12 protein-coding genes are annotated in these 22,101 nt (G+C 72.2%); 4 read left to right on the top strand and 8 right to left on the bottom strand.

Annotated elements, in window-relative coordinates:
- Nucleotides 1-115: 115 nt before the first annotated feature.
- Together ABTY20_RS29930 and ABTY20_RS29925 are read right to left on the bottom strand one after the other, a co-directional pair.
- Nucleotides 116-2,107, bottom strand: coding sequence for an ABC transporter ATP-binding protein (locus ABTY20_RS29930; RefSeq protein ID WP_352000268.1), 1,992 nt, complete (start codon nucleotides 2,105-2,107; stop codon nucleotides 116-118).
- 446 nt (nucleotides 2,108-2,553) lie between these two features.
- Entirely contained in the window at nucleotides 2,554-3,000 is a 447-nt protein-coding gene (locus tag ABTY20_RS29925) for a cold-shock protein (RefSeq protein WP_352000267.1), read from the bottom strand.
- 519 nt (nucleotides 3,001-3,519) lie between these two features.
- On the opposite strand from ABTY20_RS29925, the gene ABTY20_RS29920 reads away from it, so the two are divergent.
- Entirely contained in the window at nucleotides 3,520-4,503 is a 984-nt protein-coding gene (locus tag ABTY20_RS29920; RefSeq protein ID WP_352000266.1) for a transcriptional regulator, read from the top strand.
- Nucleotides 4,504-4,593: 90 nt separating this feature from the next.
- Here the strand turns inward: ABTY20_RS29920 and ABTY20_RS29915 are convergent, their stop codons facing one another.
- From ABTY20_RS29915 to ABTY20_RS29905, 3 genes are read right to left on the bottom strand one after another with little or no spacing between them, the layout of a single operon-like run.
- Nucleotides 4,594-5,832: a beta-ketoacyl-[acyl-carrier-protein] synthase family protein gene (locus ABTY20_RS29915; protein WP_352000265.1), complete on the bottom strand. Its 1,239-nt coding sequence runs from the start codon at nucleotides 5,830-5,832 to the stop codon at nucleotides 4,594-4,596.
- Nucleotides 5,829-6,065 carry an acyl carrier protein gene (locus ABTY20_RS29910; protein ID WP_352000264.1) on the bottom strand — a complete coding sequence of 79 codons (237 nt, stop codon included), beginning with the start codon at nucleotides 6,063-6,065 and terminating at the stop codon, nucleotides 5,829-5,831. The genes ABTY20_RS29915 and ABTY20_RS29910 overlap by 4 nt, the downstream gene beginning before the upstream one ends.
- Nucleotides 6,066-6,080: 15 nt before the next feature.
- Nucleotides 6,081-7,115, bottom strand: coding sequence for a beta-ketoacyl-ACP synthase III (locus tag ABTY20_RS29905; protein WP_352000263.1), 1,035 nt, complete (start codon nucleotides 7,113-7,115; stop codon nucleotides 6,081-6,083).
- A 338-nt stretch (nucleotides 7,116-7,453) separates the two neighbouring features.
- Here ABTY20_RS29905 and ABTY20_RS29900 point away from each other — a divergent pair, with 338 nt between their 5' ends.
- Nucleotides 7,454-7,666 carry an MbtH family protein gene (locus ABTY20_RS29900; RefSeq protein WP_352000262.1) on the top strand — a complete coding sequence of 71 codons (213 nt, stop codon included), beginning with the start codon at nucleotides 7,454-7,456 and terminating at the stop codon, nucleotides 7,664-7,666.
- A gap of 90 nt (nucleotides 7,667-7,756) precedes the next feature.
- Here the strand turns inward: ABTY20_RS29900 and ABTY20_RS29895 are convergent, their stop codons facing one another.
- Nucleotides 7,757-8,569 (bottom strand): thioesterase II family protein, encoded by an 813-nt coding sequence (locus ABTY20_RS29895; protein WP_352000261.1) that lies wholly within the window; start codon nucleotides 8,567-8,569, stop codon nucleotides 7,757-7,759.
- 1 nt (nucleotide 8,570) lies between these two features.
- Nucleotides 8,571-9,338, bottom strand: a complete 768-nt coding sequence (locus tag ABTY20_RS29890) for an FkbM family methyltransferase (RefSeq protein ID WP_352000260.1) — start codon at nucleotides 9,336-9,338, stop codon at nucleotides 8,571-8,573.
- 258 nt (nucleotides 9,339-9,596) lie between these two features.
- Here ABTY20_RS29890 and ABTY20_RS29885 point away from each other — a divergent pair, with 258 nt between their 5' ends.
- Nucleotides 9,597-12,308: a non-ribosomal peptide synthetase gene (locus ABTY20_RS29885; protein WP_352000259.1), complete on the top strand. Its 2,712-nt coding sequence runs from the start codon at nucleotides 9,597-9,599 to the stop codon at nucleotides 12,306-12,308.
- A 58-nt stretch (nucleotides 12,309-12,366) separates the two neighbouring features.
- Here ABTY20_RS29885 and ABTY20_RS29880 read toward each other — a convergent pair whose 3' ends face one another.
- Nucleotides 12,367-13,758 carry a helix-turn-helix domain-containing protein gene (locus tag ABTY20_RS29880; RefSeq protein ID WP_352000258.1) on the bottom strand — a complete coding sequence of 464 codons (1,392 nt, stop codon included), beginning with the start codon at nucleotides 13,756-13,758 and terminating at the stop codon, nucleotides 12,367-12,369.
- Nucleotides 13,759-14,188: 430 nt separating this feature from the next.
- Between ABTY20_RS29880 and ABTY20_RS29875 the strand changes: the two genes are divergently transcribed.
- On the top strand, nucleotides 14,189-22,101 hold a 7,913-nt coding region (locus tag ABTY20_RS29875), incomplete at its 3' end, for a non-ribosomal peptide synthetase (RefSeq protein ID WP_352000257.1).

The raw sequence follows: 22,101 nt of genomic DNA, 5'->3' as shown, positions 1-22,101 counted from the left end.
GGGGCGGGGCGCCCCCCCCCCCCGGCGGGGGGGGGGCGGGGGGGGGCCACCCAACCCGGGGTGGGGGCCCCCCCCCGGGCCCCCCCCCCCTCGACGTTCGACGGGACGGGGCCGGTCAGGAGCCCGGTTGCGCGCTTCCCGCGATCACCGCGGACGGCGACGGCCGGCGGCCGACGTGCTTGTGGTCGGTCGCCTGGTGGGAGAACTGCGTGTGGTACAGATCGGCGTAGAGTCCGGCCGCCGCCAGCAGTTCCTCGTGGGTTCCGCTCTCACGGATCCGTCCGTCCTCGACGACCAGGATCTGGTCGGCCTCGCGGATGGTGGACAGCCGATGGGCGATCACCAGCGAGGTGCGTCCGGCGAGGGCGGTCTTGAGCGCCTGCTGGATCGCCGCCTCGGACTCGGAGTCCAGATGGGCGGTCGCCTCGTCGAGCACGACGATCGGCGGAGCCTTGAGCAGCAGCCGGGCCAGCGCTATCCGCTGCTTCTCGCCGCCGGAGAGCCGGTAGCCGCGGTCGCCGACGACGGTGTCGAGGCCCTCCGGGAGCGCACTGATGGTGTCCCACATCAGTGCCGCCTTGCACGCCTCGATCAGCTCCGACTCGTCGGCCCCGGGACGGGCGTAGGCCAGGTTGGCGCGGAGGGTGTCGTGGAAGAGGTGGGACTCCTGGGTGACGACACCGACGTTCTCGCGCAGTGAGGCGAGGGTCAGTTCGCGGATGTCGTGACCGCCGATGCGGACGGTGCCCGAGTTCGGATCGTACATACGGGGCACCAGCTGGGTGATGGTCGTCTTGCCGGCTCCCGAGGGGCCGACCAGCGCGGTGAGTTTTCCGGCCGGGGCGCGGAAGCTCAGTTCGTGGAGGATTTCCTGGGGGACCGCGTCGGACCGTTCGTGCTTGCGGCTCGCGGCCGCCTCCAGCGACGCCATCGACACCTCGTCGGCGCTGGGGTACCGGAAGGAAACCGCGTCGAACTCGATGTCCGGGGCGTCCGCGGCCGGTCCCCCGCCGCCCTCGGCGCCGGCTTCGGGACGCAACGCCTTGGCGTCGGGGCGCTCGGTGATCAGCGGCTTGAGGTCGAGAACCTCGAAGACCCGGTCGAAGCTGACCAGGGCGACCGTGGCGGTCGCCTGCATGGTCGACAGTTCGTTGACCGGGCCGTACAGCCGCATCAGCAGGGCCACCATCGCCACGAGGGTGCCGAACTCGATGGTCCCGTCGATGGTGAGGGCGCCGCCCAGGCCGTAGACCAGGGCCGTGGTGAACGTCGTGAGGACGGTGACGATGATGGGCAGCAGCCGACCCCAGACGACCAGTTTGACGGCGAGGTCGCGGACTTGGGCCGCCTTGTCGGCGAACAGCTCCTCCTCGTCCCGGGGACGCCCGTACAGTTTGGCCAGCATGGCGCCCGAGACGTTGAAGCGCTCGGTCATCATCGAGCTCATCTCCGCGTCCTGCTCCATCAGCGATCTGGTGATGCGCTGCATGCGACGCGTCAGCAGACGCGCGGGGATCAGGAACAGCGGAATCATCACCAGAGCCGCCACGGTGATCTGCCAGGAGAGGTAGAACATCGCGCCGAGGACCAGGACCAGGGTCAGAACCGTGGAGACGGCCTGGACGAGCAGGGTGGTCACGGCTTGCCGGGCGCCGGCGACGTCCGTGTTGAGCCTGCTGATCAGCTTGCCGGTCTGGGTGCGGGTGAAGAACGCCAGCGGCTGCTGCTGCACATGCGCGAACACCTGCGTGCGCAGTTCGTAGACGACCCCCTCACCCACCCGGCCCGAGCACCGGCTCTGGACGTAGACGACCCCGGCGCTCACCAGGGCCAGTCCCGCCAGTGTCAGGCTGAGCCACACGACGACGTCGAGGTGCCCGGGCAGGATGCCGTGATCGATGATGTACTTGAGGATCAGCGGACTGGCGGCCGCGATACAGGCATCGACGGCGGTCACCGTCAGCAGCAGCGCGACCTGCCAGCGGTACGGCCGGGCGTACGGAAGGATCCGTCGTACCGTTCCCGGTCTGACTTGCTGGCGCTGGATCGACTCGTCGCCCGGCCGCAGCCGTATCGGGCCCATGGACGGGCGGTTTAGCACGGTCACGGAAACTGCCTCGCTCTCTGTTCTTCTCGCACCGACGCATCGGGTGGAGAGAAGACATAGGGTCAACATCCGGCGACCAGGACCGGAATTCTGCGGTGTGCCGAGTCGCCGTCGCAGCATTCCATGAAGAAAACCGTGGCATCCACGATGCATTGCACGGCCGCCCCCCATCAATACCGGACGGACCGTTCATCCGGACGGTTGCGATGGTTCGACCCACGCCCCGGACGGGGCGCCGGGCTCGGAGGAAGGGGCCGCGGTGCTTCGGGCGTCACCGCACCATGCCGTCACGCACGCGAGGAGCCGGGAAGGCCGGCAGCAGGTCGACGGTGCGGGCGGAGAGCGATGTGTGACGCGGGCCGCCACCGGCTCACCGGCACGAGGGGGGAGCCGGAGCCCCGAGGGGCGGAGCGTGAGGGGGGAGCCGGAGCTCCCCCTCACGCCGGTCAGCCCTCGGTCCAGCCGTGGTTCTTGGCGGACTGGAGCAATCCCGCCCGGATCTGCACGATCTGCTCCCCCGTCAGCGACGGAGCGGCCGACAGGAGCACCTCGGTCACCTCGTGCAGGTACTCGTTCGCGGCGAGCACGTCGCACAGGGAGTCGTCACCGTCCGTCTGCCTGGCCGGCTCCGACGCCAGGGCCGCGGCCGCGGTGGCGGGCGTGTGGAAGGCCGGAGGCTTGACCTCGGCCCCTTCCACCAGCCGGACCGCCGAGGCCTTGAGCCCGCGGTCACCCTCCTCCACCTCGAACTGGACCGAGAGGCCCGAGCGGAGGTAGTGCTCGGGGATCAGAAGATCGTTCACATGCAGGAAGACGTCGTCCCCTCCGTGATCGGGAGCGATGAAACCAAAACCCCGCACACTGTCGAACCGCACCACACGACCGGTAACCATGCCCACCAACCCCTTGCCACCGGGCCCCTTGCCCGGATCAGCGTCATGCCGCTGAAGATAGGACAGGGACGCCCGTGGAGGCGAGCGCACCCGCGGGACGCTCCCCGCGACCCCGCCGCCGGAGGCTCGTCCGGGACCTGGAAAGACGGCCGAACAGGGCGTTCAACCGCCGCCGCGCCGCACTTGAACGCCCCCTCGTGACGTCGGCACATTGGTCTTGGCCAGTTGCCCGAACCGCACGCTGGATGTAAGTTCGAATGCGGTTTCGGGCGTTCGGGAGGAGTGGCGGTGAGTCGATGAAACCGCTATCGGTGTACTGGTCGCGAGTTCGGCAGCATTGATTCCGCAATTCCCCCATTGCCCGGCGGTCGCAGATTTTCTGCCGGAAGTCGTCAAGAGCAAGACGTTTCGTCAGTGGGGGAGCGGGAGATGAAGGGTAGCGCTGTCGACTCAAGGTATCCAGAACCCTCCGGAAGAAGAAACGACTCGGCATGGCACGCCGCGGCTCCCGCGCCGGCCGTGCGCGGGGTCACGTCCGTCCCGGTCGCCGTGCTCCTTCCCGCGGACTCCCCGCGCCTCGAAGGCCAGGCCGCGGAGCACGTGGCCCGGCTGGCGGCGGTGGAGACCCCGCTCCCTCCCATCCTGGTGGACCGGCGCAGCATGCGCGTGATCGACGGGATGCACCGGTTGGCGGCGGCCTTCCGCAAGGGCGAGGCGACCATCCTCGTCGAGTTCTTCGACGGCACCGCCGAGGAGGCGTTCCTGCGGGCCGTCGAGGCGAACGTGACCCATGGCCTCCCGCTGTCGAAGGAGGACCGCCGGGCCGCGGCCGAGCGCATCATCGCCTCGCACCCCGCGATGTCGGACCGGGCGATCGCCCGGGTCGCGGGTCTGGGGGCCAAGACGGTCGCCGCCATACGGCGCACCTCGGGGGGCGGGAACGCCCAGTTGAGCGCACGCATCGGCAGGGACGGCAAGGTGCGCCCCCTCAACAGCGCCGAGGGCCGGGAGCGGGCCGCCGGACTGATCGCCGAGTGTCCGCAGGCGTCGCTGCGCGAGATCGCGAGGCTCGCCGGCGTCTCGCCCGCGACGGTGAGCGACGTCCGCAGACGGCTGCTGGCCGGCGAGCCGCCGGTCCCGGAGCAGGCGCCCCGGCCGGCCCCGCCCCGCGACGAGCGCCCCGAACCCGACGCCCCGGAACCGACCCCGCCGGAGCCCGCCACGCCGCAGGAGCCGCGGCAGCCGCCGCGCGGCGGCCGGCTGCCGGTCCCCGACCCCGCCGCCCTGCTCGACAGGCTGCTCAGCGATCCTTCGCTGCGGCACAGGGAGGAGGACCGGCGCCTGTTCCGTGTCCTTCAGCGCAACGCCATCGAGGAGCGGGGCTGGTCCAAGCTGGCCGCCGCGGTGCCGTCGCACTGCGGAGACCTCGTCGTCGACCTCGCCCGCCAGTACGCCGAGACCTGGCTGGAAGTCGCACAGGAACTCGACGAGAACGCCGAGTGAGGACCCGCGCGGGGAACCGGCGCGGGACTCCCGACGGGCCCTGACGCGGTCCCGTGCGCGGCGAACGCCCCCGGGCCTCGTGCGCCGTGCTCAGGCGCGCCCGAGGACGACGACGGCGTTGTGCCCGCCGAAGCCGAACGAACTGCTCACCGCCACGGGGACCGGGGCGGACCTCGGACCGCCGTGAACGACGTCGATGTCGTCGATGTCGGCCCCCGGCTCGTCGAAGTTGGCCGTGGGCGGGACGACACCCTGCTGGACGGACAACGCCGTGAACACCGCCTCGGCGGCGCCGCCGGCTCCCAGCATGTGCCCCGTCACCCCCTTCGTGGAGGTGACCGCCGTGTGCGGGCCGAAGAAGCCGTGGACGAGGCGCGCCTCGACGGCGTCGCCCAGCGGCGTGCCCGTCGCGTGTGCGTTGACCAGTGCCACGTCCGAGGCGGCCGCCCCGGCGTCCGCCAGCGCGCTCCGCATGGCGAGCCGCGCACCCCTTCCGTCCGGATCGGGCGAGGTGAGGTGATGTGCGTCCGTGGACTCGCCGTACCCCAGGAGCGTCGCGTACGGGCGCCGGCCACGGGCCCGCGCGTCCGTCGCGCGCTCCAGCACGAGCACCGCGGCCCCTTCCGCCAGTACGAAGCCGTCACGGTGCCGGTCGAACGGCCGGGAAGCCGACGACGGCTCGTCGCGGCGCCGGGACAGCGCCTTGAGCCGGTCGAAGGCGCCGGACAGGAGAGGGGTGACGGCGGCGTCGGCGCCACCGGCCAGGACGGCGTCGCAGCGGCCGGCGCGCAGCAGGTCGAGGGCGAAGCCCAGCGCCGTGGTGCCGGACGCACAGGCGGTGGCCACGGCGAGCGCGGGTCCGTGCAGGCCGAGGTCCAGGGCCACCGTGGCCGCGGCCATGTTCCCGATGGCCTTCGGGACGGTCAGCGGATTGACCGCGCGCGGCCCCGTGTTCCGCAGCCGCGCCGACTGTTCCAGCCAGGTCTCCAGGCCGCTGACGGCGGTGCCGATCAGCACCCCGACCCTGGCCGGGTCCCAGTGCCCGCCGTCCGCCGCCGCGTCCGCCACTGCTTCGCGGGCCGCTGCGACGGCGTACTGCGTGAAGGGGTCCATCCGGCGCGCGTCGGCCCCCAGCACCGCGCTCGCGTCGAACGCCGGCACCGCACAGCTGAAGTCCACGGGCATGCCGTCGAGCCGGGCGTCCGGAGCCGCCGTGGGCAGCCCGTCGCAGACCGCCTTCCACGCCGTCGCCGTGTCCGTACCGGCGGGTGACACCACCCCGAGGCCCGTGATCACCACATCCGGGTGCTGTCGTCCTCGTCCGTTCATGCCGGTACGACCGCCCCGCGGGAGTGCAGGAGTCCGGCCAGCTCGGTCACGGTGGTGGAACCGGTCAGCTCCTCCTCGTCGACCGTCACGCCGAGTTCCTCCTCCAGCTGCGCGCCGAGCTCCGCCAGGGACAGCGAGTCCACTTCCAGTTCCGTGAACGACTTGTCGGGGTCGATGGCTCCGGGGACCTTGTAGACGGTGCCGAGGAGGGTGGTGAGGTAGTCGGTGAACACAGGTGGCTCCTTCTTTCAGACCTCTGAGGTGACGGCGGTCAGCTGTGGCCAGATCAGTCCCGTCGAGGCCCAGCTGAGGCCGCCGCCGAAGGCGGTCAGCACGGTGCGGGCCCCGGGTTCCAGCCGGCGGTCCGCCACCGCGCCGGCCAGGGCCAGCGGGATGGAGGCGGCCGCGGTGTTGCCGGTGTGCGCGAGTGCGCTGAGCACGCGTTCCGGCGGGAGACCGAGCCGGCCGGCCAGGGCCTCGACGATGCGTGCGTTCGCCTGGTGCGGTACCAGCATGCCGAGTGTTCCGGGGCTCCAGCCGCAGTCCTTCATGACTCGGCGGGCCGACTCCGCCATGCGATCGACGGCCTGCAGGTACACCTTCCGCCCGGACATGGTGAACCAGCGCTGTCCGGTGTCCTGTTCACGGGCGCCGGGGATCCGGATCAGGTCCGCGCCCGTGCCGTCGCTGCCCAGGTCGTGGGCGAGGAGCGCTCCGGGTTCGCCGGTCGCCCCGGAACGCAGCACGACCGCCCCGGCCCCGTCCCCGAAGAGGACGGCCGTGGACCGGTCCGCCGGGTCGACGATGCGTGAGTACGTCTCCGCCGCCACGACCAGGACGCTGTCCACGGTCCCGGCCGTGATCAGAGCGCCGGCCGTCGTCAGCGCGTACAGGAACCCGCTGCAGACGGCCGAGACGTCGAATGCGGGGACGTGTCCCAGTCCCGTGCGGGACGCGATCTCGGGGGCCGCGGAGGGACAGGGGCGCTCCGGTGTCGTCGTGGCGAAGACGAGGCCGCCGACGGTGTCGGTCCCCGCCGACCGCAGGGCGTTTCCGGCGGCCTCGCAGGCCAGGTCCAGCACCGACAGCTCCGGATCGGCCCAACGGCGGGACTCGATTCCGGTACGGGTGCGGATCCATTCGTCACTGGTGTCCAGGCCTTCCGCCAGTGAGGTGTTGTGGACCGCTCTCGACGGAAGGCATGTCCCCAGTCCGGAGATCACGGCCGCGGCCCGGAGTTCGGAATACCTCCGGGCGCCCATCTCGAGGCGTGACGCGCTCATACAGCCGCCTCCCGAAGTGCGTGCGCGATCGGCACGGCAGTTCCGTGGCATGAGGTGATGTGAATCGTCCGGCGACGGTACCAATCCCCGAATCCGGGCACAACCGTGATCGGGAAAGGGCTTCACGTATCCCCGGAGCGGAATTTCCGCAGCACCTTCCGAGGGCGGTCGACGCTGTGAAGTCGCAGGTGGCAAGGGACGAGTTGTTCAACTGGTGCGGCGGCTCAGTTGAACAACGGGTGTGGTGCTGCCGCTGGTTGATTAGCCTCCAACCGTTGCTGATCGGGGGATGGCCCTGACCGGCCGGCTGATTTGACTACCTCGGAAGGGACGGCGTGGTGACGAATCCATTCGACGACCCCGATGCCAACTACTATGTCTTGGTCAATGAGGAGGGACAGCACTCCCTTTGGCCGGTCTTCGTGGATGCGCCGGACGGCTGGAAGACGGTGTTCGGCGAGGCGGGCCGCACGGAATGCCTCGACTACATCGAGAGGTCCTGGACCGACATGCGCCCCAAGAGCCTGATCGAGGCCATGGAGAAGAAGTAGGCATGCGAAAGGCCCGTGCCCCCGGCCCGACGTCCACGTCGGGCCGGGGGCACGGGCGTGTGTACGCCGCCGTGCCGCCGGGGCGGCCTTTCAGCCCGCCGGGCGGGGCGGGGGCACGGCCGGGCCGGCTTGCCGCAGGAGGTCGGGCAGGGCGTCCGCCATCCGCTCCATCGTCTGGTCCAGGACGAAGTGCCCGGCGTCGATGTGATGGAGGGAGAACGCGGTGCCCGTCTCCTCGCGCCAGGCCGCCAGGTTCTCGAAGCTCACGAAGGGATCGTGCCGGCCGCCCACGGCGGTGATCGGGACGTCCAGGGGCGTCCCCCGCCGGGGGGCTCCCTCCTCCGCGATACGGAAATCGGCGCGGAGCGTCGGCTCGAAGACGTCCATGATCTCGGGGTCGTCGAGCACGGACGCGTCGATCCCGCCGTAGAGCGCGACGCGTTCGAAGAACGCCTCCCGCGGCAGCAGGTGGATCGACTCCGAGGAATGCCGAACGGGCCCCGCGATGGAGGAGACGAACAGCGCGGAAGGAAGCCTCCCCTGCGCCTCGCGGAGGCGGTGGGCCAGTTCCAGCGCGACGACGCTGCCGGAGCAGTGCCCGAGGAACACGAACGGCCGGTCGGTCAGCGGCGCGACCACGGGTTCGAGCGCGTCCACCAGCTGGTGGAGGTCGTCGAAGGGCCGCTCGTCGATCCGGTTCTCCCGTCCCGGGTAGCGCACGGCGCACAGTTCGGCCTCGGACGGCAGGCGCCTGGCCCACGGGGTGAACGCGGCCGCTCCGGCGCCCGCGTGCGGGAAGCAGAAGACCCTGATGCCGGGATCCTCGGTCCGCCGGGGACGGACGACCCACCGCTTGGCGGACAGCAGGGCCCGCGGGTCCGGTGCCGGGAAGACATCCGTCATCTCACGCTACCCGCCATGCGAAGACGGTGTGGAGATCGGTGGTGCGGTACTCCGCCGCCTGCCGGACGAGGGTGGTCATGCCCTGGCTCTCCAGGAGCGAGACCACCGCGTCGAGCGCCCCGCCCCGATCGGCGACCTCGACGGCGGCGTTGGCGATCCCCGGCCACAGACGGTCGCCGATGCCCTGCAGGACCCGGAGTTCAAAGCCCTCCACGTCGACCTTGAGGAAGTCGACCCGGTCGATGCCGGCCCGCCCGGCGAACGTCTCCACGCGCTGCACGTCACAGCGCACCAGGCGCCGTTCGCCGAGGCTGTCCTCCACCAGGTCCTTCGCCTCCTGGATGAACTCCTCCCGGAGCTCCTCGTCGAGCGAGTCGGCGGCGCTGGCGACGAACGCCGAGGCGAGCACCTTGTCGACCGCCGGGTCGGCGTCGAAGCCCGACATCATGGTGTAGTTCGGGTAGTAGGTCAGCTCACGCGACTGGTCCTCGTCGCCCAGGGCCAGATTGTGGACGCGCACACCGGGAAGGTGGCCCGTGTTCCGCCGGAGGGCGTCGAAGACGTCGGGCGCGGGTTCGAAGGAGAACACCTGCGCGTCGGGCCACTTCTGCGTCGCGAAGAGCGTGAACAGTCCTATGTTGGCGCCGACGTCGAGGATCACCGGTTTCTCGGGGACGCGCCAGCCCTGCGGTGGGACGTAGGACTCGTCGTCGAAGATCTCGCCGTACAGGTAATCCGTCTCGTTGCCGTTGAGACTGAAGACGTGCATCCCGTTCGGGAGCTTTCTCCTGACCGGAGCCGTGGGAGTTCCTCCACCTGCTGTCATCGCACCGAGATTAGGGTCCCGCCGGCTCCGGCACCGGCAGTACGGGAGGCGATCCCTGAGGCAGTTTCCCCGGGCGCCGGGCCGCCCTCGGGGAAGGGGCGGCGCACGCGCTGCCGACGAGTCGCCGCCCGAACTGCCGTTCACCGTGCGCGGGGCCTCGTACCGTACTCGGGTGATTCGGCGACGCGGAGGAGCACACACATGGTGAGGGCACAGAAGCACGCCGTCCGGCTCCGCCTGAGTGATCCCGCGCAGGCGGAACTCCTGAGGAAGCTTTTCACCGGCGTCGGCGACATGCCGGACCTCCGCGTCGTGGACGTGCCAGCGGTGACGGGCGACCCCGAGGACCCGGACGTGTGGCGCGGGGAAGCGGCGGGAGCGGGAGACGGCGCGCACGCGATGCTGCTCCGCCACCCGGACGGATCGGCCGACCTGGTCGTCGTGGCCCCCCGCGCCCTGCTGGACACGGCCGGACTGCGGCGCCTGGTCTCCGAGCTGGCCGACGGGAACCGGGAGACGGTGATCCGGGAGTTCGAGCGCATCGCCGGCGGCTCCGCAAACACGCCCACGACCAGGAACGGCGCCCCTCCCGGCTGGGGGCTCGGCGAGGGCGGGGGCGACGGCGACCGGTCCGCCACGGCCTGGGCGGTCCTGCCGCCCGACGCGCCGGCCGACGACACGAGACTGCGCACGGCTCTGGCCGTGACGCTCCGGCGCTACGCGGACGACGACACCGACGAGGTCGTCCTCGGATCCGACGAGGGCGCCGTGGCCGTACGGGTGCACGGCACCCTCGACGAGGTGTACCGGCAGCCGCATCCGTTCGTGGACGCCCCGGTGGTGGCGGGCACGCTGCCGTGCGGCGACAGGGAACCGCTGCGCGAGGGCGAGGCCTACCTCCCCGCACTCGAGCCGGTGTTCCCCCTGACGTTCTCCCTCGTCCGCCGGGCGGACCGCAGGCTGTGGCTGCGCTGCGACCACCTGCTGAGCCATGCCGGTCCTGCGACCGGCCGGCAACTGGCCCGGCACGTCGCCCACGTGTACGGACAGTCGTCGACGGCGCCGCAGACTCCTGCCGCGGGCGTCGAGCTCTTCGACGACGAGGAACGCGACCGCATCGTGCGCCTGGGCAGTTCCCTGCCCGCGCCGCCCGCCTCGGCACAAACCGTGCACGAGGCGTTCGCCCGGGTCGCGGCCTCCTCTCCCGGTGCCGTCGCGGTGTCCGACGACGACGTGCGGCTCACCTACGGGCAGCTCGACGACCTGGCGGAGATGTTCGCGGCCGGTCTACGAGCGCGGGGGATCCGCCCCGGCGACCGCGTCGGCGTCTGCCTGGACCGGTCGGCGGAACTGGTCGCCGTGCTCCTCGGCGTGCTCAAGGCCGGAGCCGCCTACGTCCCGGCCGACCCCGCGTACCCGGCCGAACGAGTCGCCCACATGATGGAGACGTCGGCGGCACACCTGCTGGTCACCCGGCGTTCCGGCCTCCCGCATCAGGACGGCCACCGCCGGGCCACCCCCGACCAGCTGCTCGCGGACGACCACGTGTCCGACGTGCCCGGCGGGCAGCGCGGCACGCGGGACGCCGACACCGCCTACGTGATCTACACGTCCGGTTCCACCGGGCGGCCCAAGGGCGTCGCCGTGCCCCACGGCAACGTGCTGAGTCTCGTGCAGGCGACCCGCGCCGGCTTCGGGCTGGGGACGGCGGACGTGTGGACGTTCTTCCACTCGAGCGCCTTCGACTTCTCGGTGTGGGAGATCTGGGGCTGTCTGCTGACCGGCGGCCGCCTCGTGGTCGTGCCCCACCTCACCTCGCGCGAACCCGACCGGTTCCGCGACCTGATGGCCGCCCACGGGGTCACGGTGCTCAGCCAGACACCCTCGGCCCTCGCCAACCTGCTGTCCGTCGACCACGCGGGCCTTGCGGTGCGGCTGGTGATCCTGGGCGGTGAACCACTGGACGCCAGGATGCTGCTGCCCTGGTTCGACGCGTACCCCGACGACCGGTGCCGGGTGGTGAACATGTTCGGCATCACCGAGACCACCGTGCACGTCACCGCACAGACCGTGACGCGCGACCTGGCGCTCGGCGCGACGCGCTCGGTGGGCGCACCGCTGCCCGGATGGCACGTCTACGTGCTGGACCCCGAGGGACGGCTGCTGCCGCCCGGTGCCGCGGGCGAGATCTGCGTCGGCGGCGCCGGGGTCGCCCACGGCTACGTCGGCCAACCGGACCTGACCGCCGAACGGTTCCTGCCCGACCCGTACCAGGGTGGCCGCATGTACCGCAGCGGCGACCGGGGGCGGCTGCGGCCGGACGGGGCGCTGGAACACCTGGGGCGCCTGGACAACCAGGTGAAGATACGGGGGTTCCGGATCGAACTGGACGAGATCCGCACGGTGCTGCTGGAGAACGGAGCCGTCCGGGCCGCAGCGGTCGTCGTGGGTTCCACGGGCGGGGGAGACCCGTCCGGCCTGCGCCTCGACGCCTACGTGGTGCTGGACGGCGGTGACGTGCGGGCCGTCCGCGAACACGCCGCCGCCGTCCTGCCCGACTACATGGTTCCGGCCACGGTGACGGAGGTGGACGCCCTGCCCTTGACCACGAGCGGCAAGGTGGACGTGGCGCGCCTGCCCTCCCCCGGGATCCCCGCCGGGTCCGCCGAGGACGCCGCACCGACGGCCGACGACGAACTGGCCGCCTGGCTGCAGGAGCTGTGGTCACGGCTCCTGGGCTTCCCGGTCGGTCTCGACGACGACTTCTTCGAGGTCGGCGGGAACTCCATGGTCGCGGTGAAGAGCTCCGCGGCGATGCGGGCCGAAGGGATGCCCACCCTCCGCCTGCGCGAGTTCTACCGCCACCCCACCATCCGCCAGGTGGTGGCGGCCCTCAAGACGGCGGACGGCTGACAGGCCCCCGGAACGGCGGCGCACGGCCTCGGCGATCCCCGCCGGCGGCCGGCTCCGCTCACGAGGTCAGCGGCTGGACGTCACGGAGCCCGGTCCACGCGGCGGGCACACCGCAGGGAGGGGAGGAGGTCCCGAACTCGGAGTGCACGAGGTGGCGCACCAGGTTGAGCACCACGAACCGTTGCCCGTTCCCGCGTGAGGACGGGACGCGGCGTACCAGACCGCGTGCGCGCAACGCGTGAACGGCGCTCTCCGCGTCCGTGACGGAACCGGCGAACAACGTGACGGCGTCGCTCACCGTCCAGGGCCGCGAGTCGACCAGCCTGCGCAGGGCGTCGAGCTGGAGCGACGGGAGCGACGCGAGGACGTCGCGCATCCAGACGACGAGCGAGGCATCGGTCCGGGACGGAGACGTCACCAGCCGTGCCGGGGACGCCTGCGCCATGCGCAGGAGTTCCGCGGGCTCGTAGATGAGCAGCCAGGAGGCGGCCGACTCGAGCGCCGACGGTATCCCGTCGAGGAGCCAGCAGACACCGGCGATCGCGGCCACCGTCTCCGGGGACGACACCTCCGCCGGGTAGAGCAGGGCGCAGCGCGAGAGCATGTACCGCGTCACGGGGGAGTCGACGGCGCGTGCCGCGTCGCAGGCGCGGGGGTTCCATTCCGGGACAGCGAGGGGGAAGAGCGTGAAGGTGACCTCCCCGGCGCTCCCCGGCGCGACGTCGCAGGATTCCACCACCACCCGCAGGTCGCGGCAGAGCCGCAGAAGGCCGCGCAGGTCCCGGTGGTCCCGGTCGTCGAGGTCACGGTCGTCGACGACGAGAAGGACGTCGTCCGCAGCGAGGTGGCCGGCCACCTCGTCCACCGTGGCGTCACAGCCGACCACGTCCGCGACGCGGCTCAGCAGCCGGCGCGCGGAACCGTGCGGGCCGCCGGGCACCGCCTCGAGACGCTCCAGGAAGACCACCGGAACGAGCCGGGTCCGGTGCAGCTCGCTCGCGACGTTCTGGACCAGCGTCGTCTTGCCGACCCCGGGCGCGCCCACCACCCGGACCAGCCGGTGACCGGTGGACCGCAGCAGTCCGACGAGCGAGGACGTCTCCTCCTCCCGGGCGAGGGGCGGGGACAGGGGGGCCGGGGGCGCGGGCAGGTCGTCGTGGAGCGACCGCACCGCCGTCGGCCCGGCGGCGGCTTCCAGTTCCGCGCGCCGTGCCCCGTTCAACCGCAGGGCGTCGGCCAGCAGCCGGACGGTCTGCAGGCGCGGGCTGCCGGTACGGTCGAGTTCGAGGTCGCGAATGGCCCGGATGCTCACCGTCGAGATTTCGGCGAGCTGGCCCTGTGTCATACCCGCGCGCTTTCGCGCGCTTCGCAGCACGGAACCGAACTGTGTCTTCGATATGCGATCGGCGCTCAATGCCCCCCGCTCCCTGTCCCATCGGGCACGGCTCATCCGCCCTACCGTACGCAGGCCCGTCTTCCGGTGTCAGCGGGATCACGCCCCCGTGGGACCGGCAGCCGTTCAAGTGAGGCGTCGACTCAGTTGAACACGCGCGGCGCCGACCTGGACCGTATTCGCGGGGTGCTGCCACGATGGGGCGCGCCGTGGCCAGGCAGCCGGCTACCGGTCACCGGGCGAGTGGCCGCGCCGACGAATGTCCGTGTCCTGATTCGCCCCGCCGACGGCCGGAAGGGACGAGCACGTCGAACTCCGCGGAATTCCCGGCCCCATGGCGGGAATTCCGAGCGCAGTACCGGGGGGTGCTGAACAGCATCCCCTCGCAGCTTTGTCATTGAGGACTGGACGGTAATTCAGCATGCCTCGACGGCGGCTGCTCTTCGCTGCTCCAGTCGATGATTCGGATCGGTTGGGGTGTGCAGGGATGGCTGCAACTGTAGGTGAACACCGGGAACTGACGGCCGGTCAGCTCGCTGTCTGGTACGCACAGCAACTCGACCCCGAGAACCCGGTCTACAACGTCGGCGAGTACGTGGAGATACGCGGCCACCTCGACGTGGACCTGCTCACTCGGGCCCTGCGCCGCACGATGGACGACGCCGAGACGGCGCGGCTGCGCTTCCGGCTGGTGGACGGCGTCCCGCGGCAGCACCTCGGTGACGCGGACGACCACTGCGTCGAGATCCTGGACCTCACCGCGGAGCCCGATCCCCGGGCGGCCGCCGAGGCGTGGATGCTGGGCCGGATGCGCCTGCCGATGGACGTCCTCGGTGGGCCCCTCACCCGCTACGCCGTGATCAAGGTCGGCCCGGACCGTCACTACTGGATGCACTGCGCCCACCATCTCGTGATGGACGGGCACAGCGGCCGGCTGTTCGCCGACCGACTGGCGTACAACTACACGGCCCTCGTGGAAGGCCGCGATCCACGGCAGGACCGGACCATGGAGCCGATCGCGGTCCTCCTGGACGAGGACCGCGCCTACCGGTCCTCCCCGGCGCTGGTGGAGGACCGGGCCTACTGGACGGGCGCGCTGTCGGACGTCCCGCAGGCGAGGCGGTCCGACGGGCACCGGCCCCGGCAGCTCCCGCGGACGCCGGTCCGGCACCGGGGTGAGATCGACGCCGAGGTCGGCGCCGGCCTCAAACGGGGCGCGCGGCGGCTGAGGACCAGCCTGGCCGGCCTGGCGATCGCCGCCGCGGCCCTCTACCACCACCGCACGACGGACGCGCGGGACGTCGTCGTCGGGGTCCCCGTGGCCGGGCGTTCCGGACGCCGGGCCCTCGCGGTCCCCGGCATGACGTCGAACATCCTCCCCATCCGGCTCTCCGTCGGCGAGTCGACCACGGTGGCGGACCTCCTGCGGCAGATCACGGCACAGGTGCGTGCCGCGACCCGGCACCAGCGCTACCGCTACGAGGACATGCTGCGCGACCTGAAGCTCCTCGGCGGCGATCCGCTCTGCGACCTGATCGTCAACGTCATGTCGTTCGACTACCGGCTCGGCTTCGGCGACTGCACGGCGACCACCCGCAACCTCGCCAACGGCCCCATCGACACGCTGAGCTTCGACGTCTACGACCGGCTGGACGGCACCGGGCTCCAGCTGGACGTCGACGTGCACCGCGGCGCACGCGACCTGGAGCCGGAAGAGCAGATCTGCCCCCGCTTCCGCCGGATCCTGCAGGGCCTCGCCGCCGCCGACCACACCGACCTCGTCGGCCGGATCGACGTCCTGTCGGAGCAGGAGCGGGCGCGCGTACTCGTCGAGTGGAACGACACGGCGGCCGAGGCGGTGACGGAGCCGTCGCCGGCGCGGCTGTGGGAGGCGCGGGCGGCACGCACGCCGGACGCTACCGTCGGCGGCACCGACGGCGCCGGCGGCTCCTTCGCCGAGCTGGACGGGCGGGCCGACCGGCTGGCGCGGTACCTGGCCGAGCAGGGGGTGGGCCCGGAGTCCGTGGTCGGGCTGTGCACGTCACGCGGCACGGACACGATCGTGGCGACCCTGGCGGTGTGGAAGGCCGGCGGCGCCACTCTGCCGGTCGACCCGGCCCAGCCCGCCGAGCGGCTCGCCCGACTGCTCGCCGACACCGGGACGGAACTCGTCCTCACCGGCCCCGGCGACCCCCGCCACCGGCTCCCGGACCTGCCGTCGAGCCGGGTACGAGCGGTCGCCCTGGACGATCCGTCACTGGCGGAACCGCTGGACGGGCCGCACACCCGCCCGTTGGACCTGCGGGTCCCGAGCCGGACCCTCGCACAGGTGATCCACACGACGGACGCGACGGGACAGCCGACGTGCGTGGGGATCACCCACGGCGCACTGGCCAACTACGTCGCGTGGGCGGCGCACGCGTACGCGACGGAGAACGGGACGGGCCTGCCCCCGCGGGCGGCGGCACCGGTCGACCGGACCGTGCTGAGCGCGCTGCTGCCGCCGGCGAGGACCCGGGCCGAAGCGCGCGACGGCGTCGACGCCCCGGCCGCGTGGCGGGGCGGCGGAACCGACGCCGAAGCACTGGTGGCCTGCTGCGTCCACACGACGGGCACCGGCGACGCGCGGGACGGCTCGGCCCGGCTCGGGCGGCCGGTCGCGAACAACCGGGTCTACGTGCTCGACGCCGGGCTCCGCCCCGTCGCACCGGGCGTACCGGGTGAGCTGTACCTGGCCGGCGCCGGGGTGGCGCGCGAGGTCCTGGGCCGGGCCGGGGCGACGGCGGAGCGGTTCGTCGCGGACCCGTTCGCGGCGGACGGGTCACGCATGTACCGGGCCGGCCTGCGGGTGCGCTGGACCACCGGCGGCGAACTGGAGTTCCCGGACGACGCGGCCGAGGCGGAACGGCACGGGCGGAAGCCGCCGGCCCCGGAGCAGCCCACGGACGCCCACCCGGGACGGGTCTCGGCCGATGCCCGCGAAGAGGCCCTGTGCGCGCTGTTCGCCGAGGTCCTGGACCTGGAGGGCGTGGACGTCGACGACGACTTCTTCGACCTGGGCGGACACTCACTGCTGGCGACACAGCTCGTCAGCCGTATCCGCAGCATGCTGAACGTCGAACTGCCGATGCGGGCCGTGTTCGAGACACCGACGGTCGCGGGACTGGCGGGCAGGCTGGCCGGCGCGGACGAGGCACGCGTGGTGCTCGCGCGACGGGAACGTCCCGAGCGGGTGCCGCTGTCGTTCGCGCAGCGCCGGCTGTGGTTCCTGAGCCGGCTGGAGGGCCCCAGCGCCACCTACAACACCCCGATCGTGCTGAAGCTGTCCGGCCGGCTGGACTCCGCGGCCCTCAAGGCCGCCATGCGTGACGTGCTGGACCGGCACGAGGCGCTCCGCACCGTCCTGCCGTCCGAGGACGGAGAGCCGTACCAGGCGGTCCTCGGCATGGAGGACCTCGACTGGGAGCTCGAGGAGGTCACCGTCCGGGAGTCCGGCGGGGCCTACGAGCAGCTCTCGGAGATGACCGACCTGCCGGTACGGGCCGCGTCCGCCGACGGGACGCTCTCGGAGCTGGCGGGCGCCGTCGTGGGCGCCGCCGGCCACGTCTTCGACCTGTCGGCCGAAGTCCCCGTGAAGGCCTGGCTGTTCCGTACCGACCGCGCCGACGAACACGTGCTGGTGGTGCTGGTGCACCACATCGCCGGTGACGGCTGGTCCATGGGACCGCTGGCCCGGGACATCTCCACGGCCTACACGGCGCGATGCGAGGGGCGGGCGCCCGGATGGGACCCGCTGCCGGTGCAGTACGCCGACTACGCCCTGTGGCAACGGGAGCTGCTCGGCTCGGACGACGACCCGAGGAGCGTGCTGTCGCGCCAGGTGGCGTACTGGCGCGACGCGCTCGCGGGCGCGCCGGAGGAGCTGCGCCTGCCGGTGGACCGGCCGCGCCCGGCGGTGGCGAGTCACCGCGGACGCACGGCCGCCTTCGGCGTGTCCGCCGAGGTGCACGCCCGGCTGCTGGACCTGGCGCGCGCGGAGGGCGTGACACCGTTCATGGTGCTGCAGGGCGCCCTGGCGGTGCTGCTGTCCCGCCTGGGGGCCGGCGTCGACATCCCCATCGGGTCGGCGGTGGCGGGGCGCACGGACGAGGCGCTCGACGACCTGGTCGGCTGCTTCGTCAACACCCTGGTGCTGCGCACCGACCTGTCCGGCGATCCGGCGTTCACCGAGGTGCTGCACCGGGTCCGGGAGGCGGGCCTCGGAGCGTTCGAGCATCAGGACGTGCCGTTCGAGCGGCTGGTGGAGGAGCTGGCCCCACAGCGTTCCCTCGCCCGCCACCCCCTCTTCCAAGTCGTCCTCACGATGAACGACATCGCCGACGGGCTGATGGAACTCCCCGGACTGCGCGCGGAGATGATGTCGACCGCCCGGCCCGCGGCCAAGTTCGACCTGGACGTCATGGTGGGTGAGGCGTTCGACGCCACGGGGGCACCGGCGGGAATCCGGGGCGCGCTGACCGCGGCGGCGGACCTGTTCGACGAGGGCGCCGCCCAGCGGATCGCGGACCGGTTCGTCCGGGCGCTCGAGGAACTGGTCACGGACCCCCGGACGCGACTGAGCCAGGTCGGGGTGGTGTCACCGGCCGAACGCGCGCAGGTCCTGACCCAGTGGAACGACACGGCGACCGAGCCGGCGGGCGAGCCGGTGCCCCGGCTGTTCGCGGCGCAGGCGGCGCGGACGCCGGACGCCCCGGCCGTCGTCTCGTCCGGCGGTTCGGTGTCGTTCGCGGAACTGGACGGACGGGCGAACCGGCTGGCGCACTACCTGCGGGCGCAGGGCGTGGGGACGGACTCGGTGGTGGGCCTGTGCCTGCCGCGGGGCGTGGAGACCATCACCGGGATGCTGGCGGTGTGGAAGGCGGGCGCGGCCTACCTGCCGATCGACCCCGGCCAGCCCGCGGAACGCATCGCGTTCATGCTCGGTGACAGCCGTGCCGTGCTGACGCTGACCACGGAGGAGATCCTGGAGGAACTCCCGGCGGGACGGCATCGCCTGGTCGCGGTGGACGGCATCATGGTGGCGGCACAGCTCACCTCCGCGCCCCGGACGGCACCGGACGTCGACCTGTGGGCGCAACAGGTCGCGTACGTGATGTACACGTCGGGGTCGACCGGGCGCCCCAAGGGGGTGGCCGTCACCCACGGCGCGCTGGCCAACTACGTGACCTCGGTGCCGGCCCGGGTGGGCTTCGGCACGCCGGGCGGTCGCTACGCGGTACTGCAGGCACAGGCCACGGACCTGGGGAACACCGTGGTGTTCGCGTCCCTGACCACGGGAGGCGAGCTCCACGTCCTGGACGCGGAGACGGTCACCGACCCGATCGCCGTCGCGGCATACCTGGCGGAGCACCGGATCGAATTCCTGAAGGCGGTCCCCTCGCACGTGGCCGCGCTCGGTCCCGACGGCGCACTGCCCGCCCGGGCACTGGTCCTCGGCGGTGAGGCGGCCTCGCCCGCCCTCGTGGGCGACCTCCTGGCCGCGGCCGGCGACCGGGCCGTCTTCAACCACTACGGGCCCACGGAGACGACGATCGGCGTCGCCACCACCCGCCTGACCCCGGACCAGGTGGCCTCCGGGGTGATACCGGTGGGCACCCCGACGGCGAACACCCGGCTGTACGTGCTGGACGCCACGCTGGAACCGGTCCCACCGGGCGTGGTGGGGGAGCTGTACGTCGCGGGCGCGCAGCTGGCGCGCGGCTACACGGGGCAGCCGGGGCTGACCGCCGAACGCTTCGTGGCGTGCCCGTTCGCGAGCGGTGAGCGGATGTACCGCACGGGGGACCGCGCCCGCTGGACCCCCGGCGGCCACCTCGTCTTCGCCGGCCGCGTCGACGAACAGACCAAGGTCCGCGGCTTCCGCGTCGAGCCCGGTGAGGTCCAGGCGGTGCTGGACGCCCACCCGCAGACGACTCGAACGGCGGTCGTCGCCCGGGAGGACGTCCCCGGGGAGGTGCGCCTGGTCGCGTATGTCGTCACCGACGACGAGGACGCCGACCACACGGCTCTCGCCGCCTCGCTGCGCGCGTACGCCGGTGAACGGCTTCCGGAACACATGGTGCCGTCGGCGGTGGTGGTCCTGGAGGCGCTGCCGCTGACCGGCAACGGCAAGCTCGACCGCTCGGCCCTGCCGGCCCCCGACTACGCCGCAGCGGCCGCTCGGTCGCGCCGGGGACCGGCCGATCTCCGGGAGGAGATCCTGTGCGGCGCGTTCGCCGAGGTGCTGGGCCTGGAGAGCGTCGGGGTCGACGACGACTTCTTCGAGCTGGGCGGGCACTCGCTGCTGGCCACGCGCCTCGTGAGCCGGATCCGCACCGTACTCGGCGTGGAGATGGAGATCAGGACGCTCTTCGACGCGCCGACGCCGGCCGGTGTGGCCGCCGGGCTGGCCGGAGCGGGCACGGCCCGTGCGGCGTTGGCCGAGAGGCGGAGGCCGGAGCGGCTGCCCCTGTCGTACGGGCAGCGACGGCTGTGGTTCATCGGCCAGCTGGAGGGCCCCAGCCAGACCTACAACAGCCCGGTCGTCGTACGCCTCACGGGGGAGCTGGACCGGCAGGCCCTCGCCCAGGCGCTGAGGGACGTCATCGGACGGCACGAGGTGCTGCGGACGGTGTTCCCCGTGGCCGACGGGGAGCCCTACCAGCGGATCGTCCCCGTCGACGAACTCGACTGGGACCTCACCGTGGTCGAGGTGCGGCAGGGGCAGCGGCCACAAGACGACGGCCGCTTGCTCGACCTCGGCGATCTGTCACTGACCGAGCCGGTGATCGACCTGCCGACGATCGAACCGTCGCCCGACCTTCCGTCCGGTGAGATCCTCCCGGGCGACCTGACGGCAGCGATGGCCCGAGCCGCCGGCTACGCCTTCGATCTGTCCGTCGAGACGCCCGTACGCGCATGGCTGTTCGGGGTGGGCCCGGAGGAGCACGTGCTGGCCCTCGTGGTGCACCACATCGCGGGCGACGGTTGGTCGATGGGTCCGCTGGCGCGGGATGTGTCGGTGGCGTACGCGGCGCGGCGTGAGGGGCGGGAGCCCGGGTGGGACGCGTTGCCGGTGCAGTACGCGGACTATGCGTTGTGGCAGCGGGAGTTGCTGGGGTCCGAGGAGGATCCGGACAGCCTGATGTCGCGGCAGGTGGGGTTCTGGCGTGAGGCGCTGGCGGGTGCTCCGGAGGAGTTGGGTCTTCCGTTCGACCGTCCGCGTCCGGTGGCCGCTTCGCATCGTGGGCACACGGCGGTGTTCGAGACGCCGGCGGCGTTGCACGCGCGGATGGTGGAGGTGGCGCGTGAGCGTGGTGTGACGGTGTTCATGGTGCTGCAGGCGGCGCTGGCGGTGACGTTGTCGCGGCTGGGTGCGGGTACGGACATCCCGATCGGTTCGGCGGTCGCGGGGCGTACGGACGAGGCGCTGGACGAGCTGGTGGGCTGTTTCGTCAACACGCTGGTCATCCGTACGGATCTGTCGGGTGATCCGACGTTCGCGCAGGTGCTGGAGCGGGTGCGGGAGAGGAGTCTGGCGGGGTTCGGGCATCAGGACGTGCCGTTCGAGCGGCTGGTGGAGGAGCTGGCGCCGGCCCGGTCGCTGGCCCGACACCCCCTCTTCCAGGTCGTCCTGACCAAGCTGAACGCCACGTCCGGGAAGGAGACCGGTGAAGCGTCACTGACCCTGCCCGGAATCCGGTCCACGCCGCTCTTCCTGGGCAAGCCCTCCGCGAAGTTCGACCTCGACGTGATGGTCGAGGAGGAGTTCGACGCGAAGGGCGACCCTGCCGGGGTCCGAGGCGCCGTCACCGTCGCCGCGGACCTGTTCGACGAGACCACGGCCGGGCGGCTGGCGGAGCGGTTCATCCACGTCCTGTCCGAGCTGACGCAGGACACACCGGCTCGAGTGGGCGCGGTGGATGTCGTCTTGCCGGCCGAGCGTCGGCGGGTGCTGGTGGAGTGGAACGACACGGCGGTGCCGGTGGTGGCGTCCACGGTGCTGGGGCTGTTCGAGGAGCAGGTGGGGCGGTCGCCGGAGGCGGCGGCGGTGGTGCAGGGTGATGTGTCGGTGTCGTTCGGGGAGTTGGAGGTGCGGGCGAACCGGCTGGCGCATTATCTGCGGGCGCAGGGGGTGGGTGCGGAGTCGGTGGTGGGTCTGTGTCTGCCGCGGGGTGTGGAGACGCTGGTGGGGATGCTGGCGGCGTGGAAGGCGGGGGCGGCCTATCTTCCGGTGGATGTCGGTCAGCCGGCGGAGCGGGTGGCGTTCGTGCTGCGGGACAGTGGTGCGGTGCTGACGCTGACGACGGAGGAGATCCTGGAGGATCTCCCGGCGGGACGGCATCGGCTGGTCGCGGTCGA

Source organism: Streptomyces sp. NPDC126497 (assembly GCF_040302425.1).
Lineage (GTDB): Bacteria > Actinomycetota > Actinomycetes > Streptomycetales > Streptomycetaceae > Streptomyces.
Note: the sequence above shows the minus strand (reverse complement) of the source record. Positions and strands in the feature narration are given on the sequence as shown.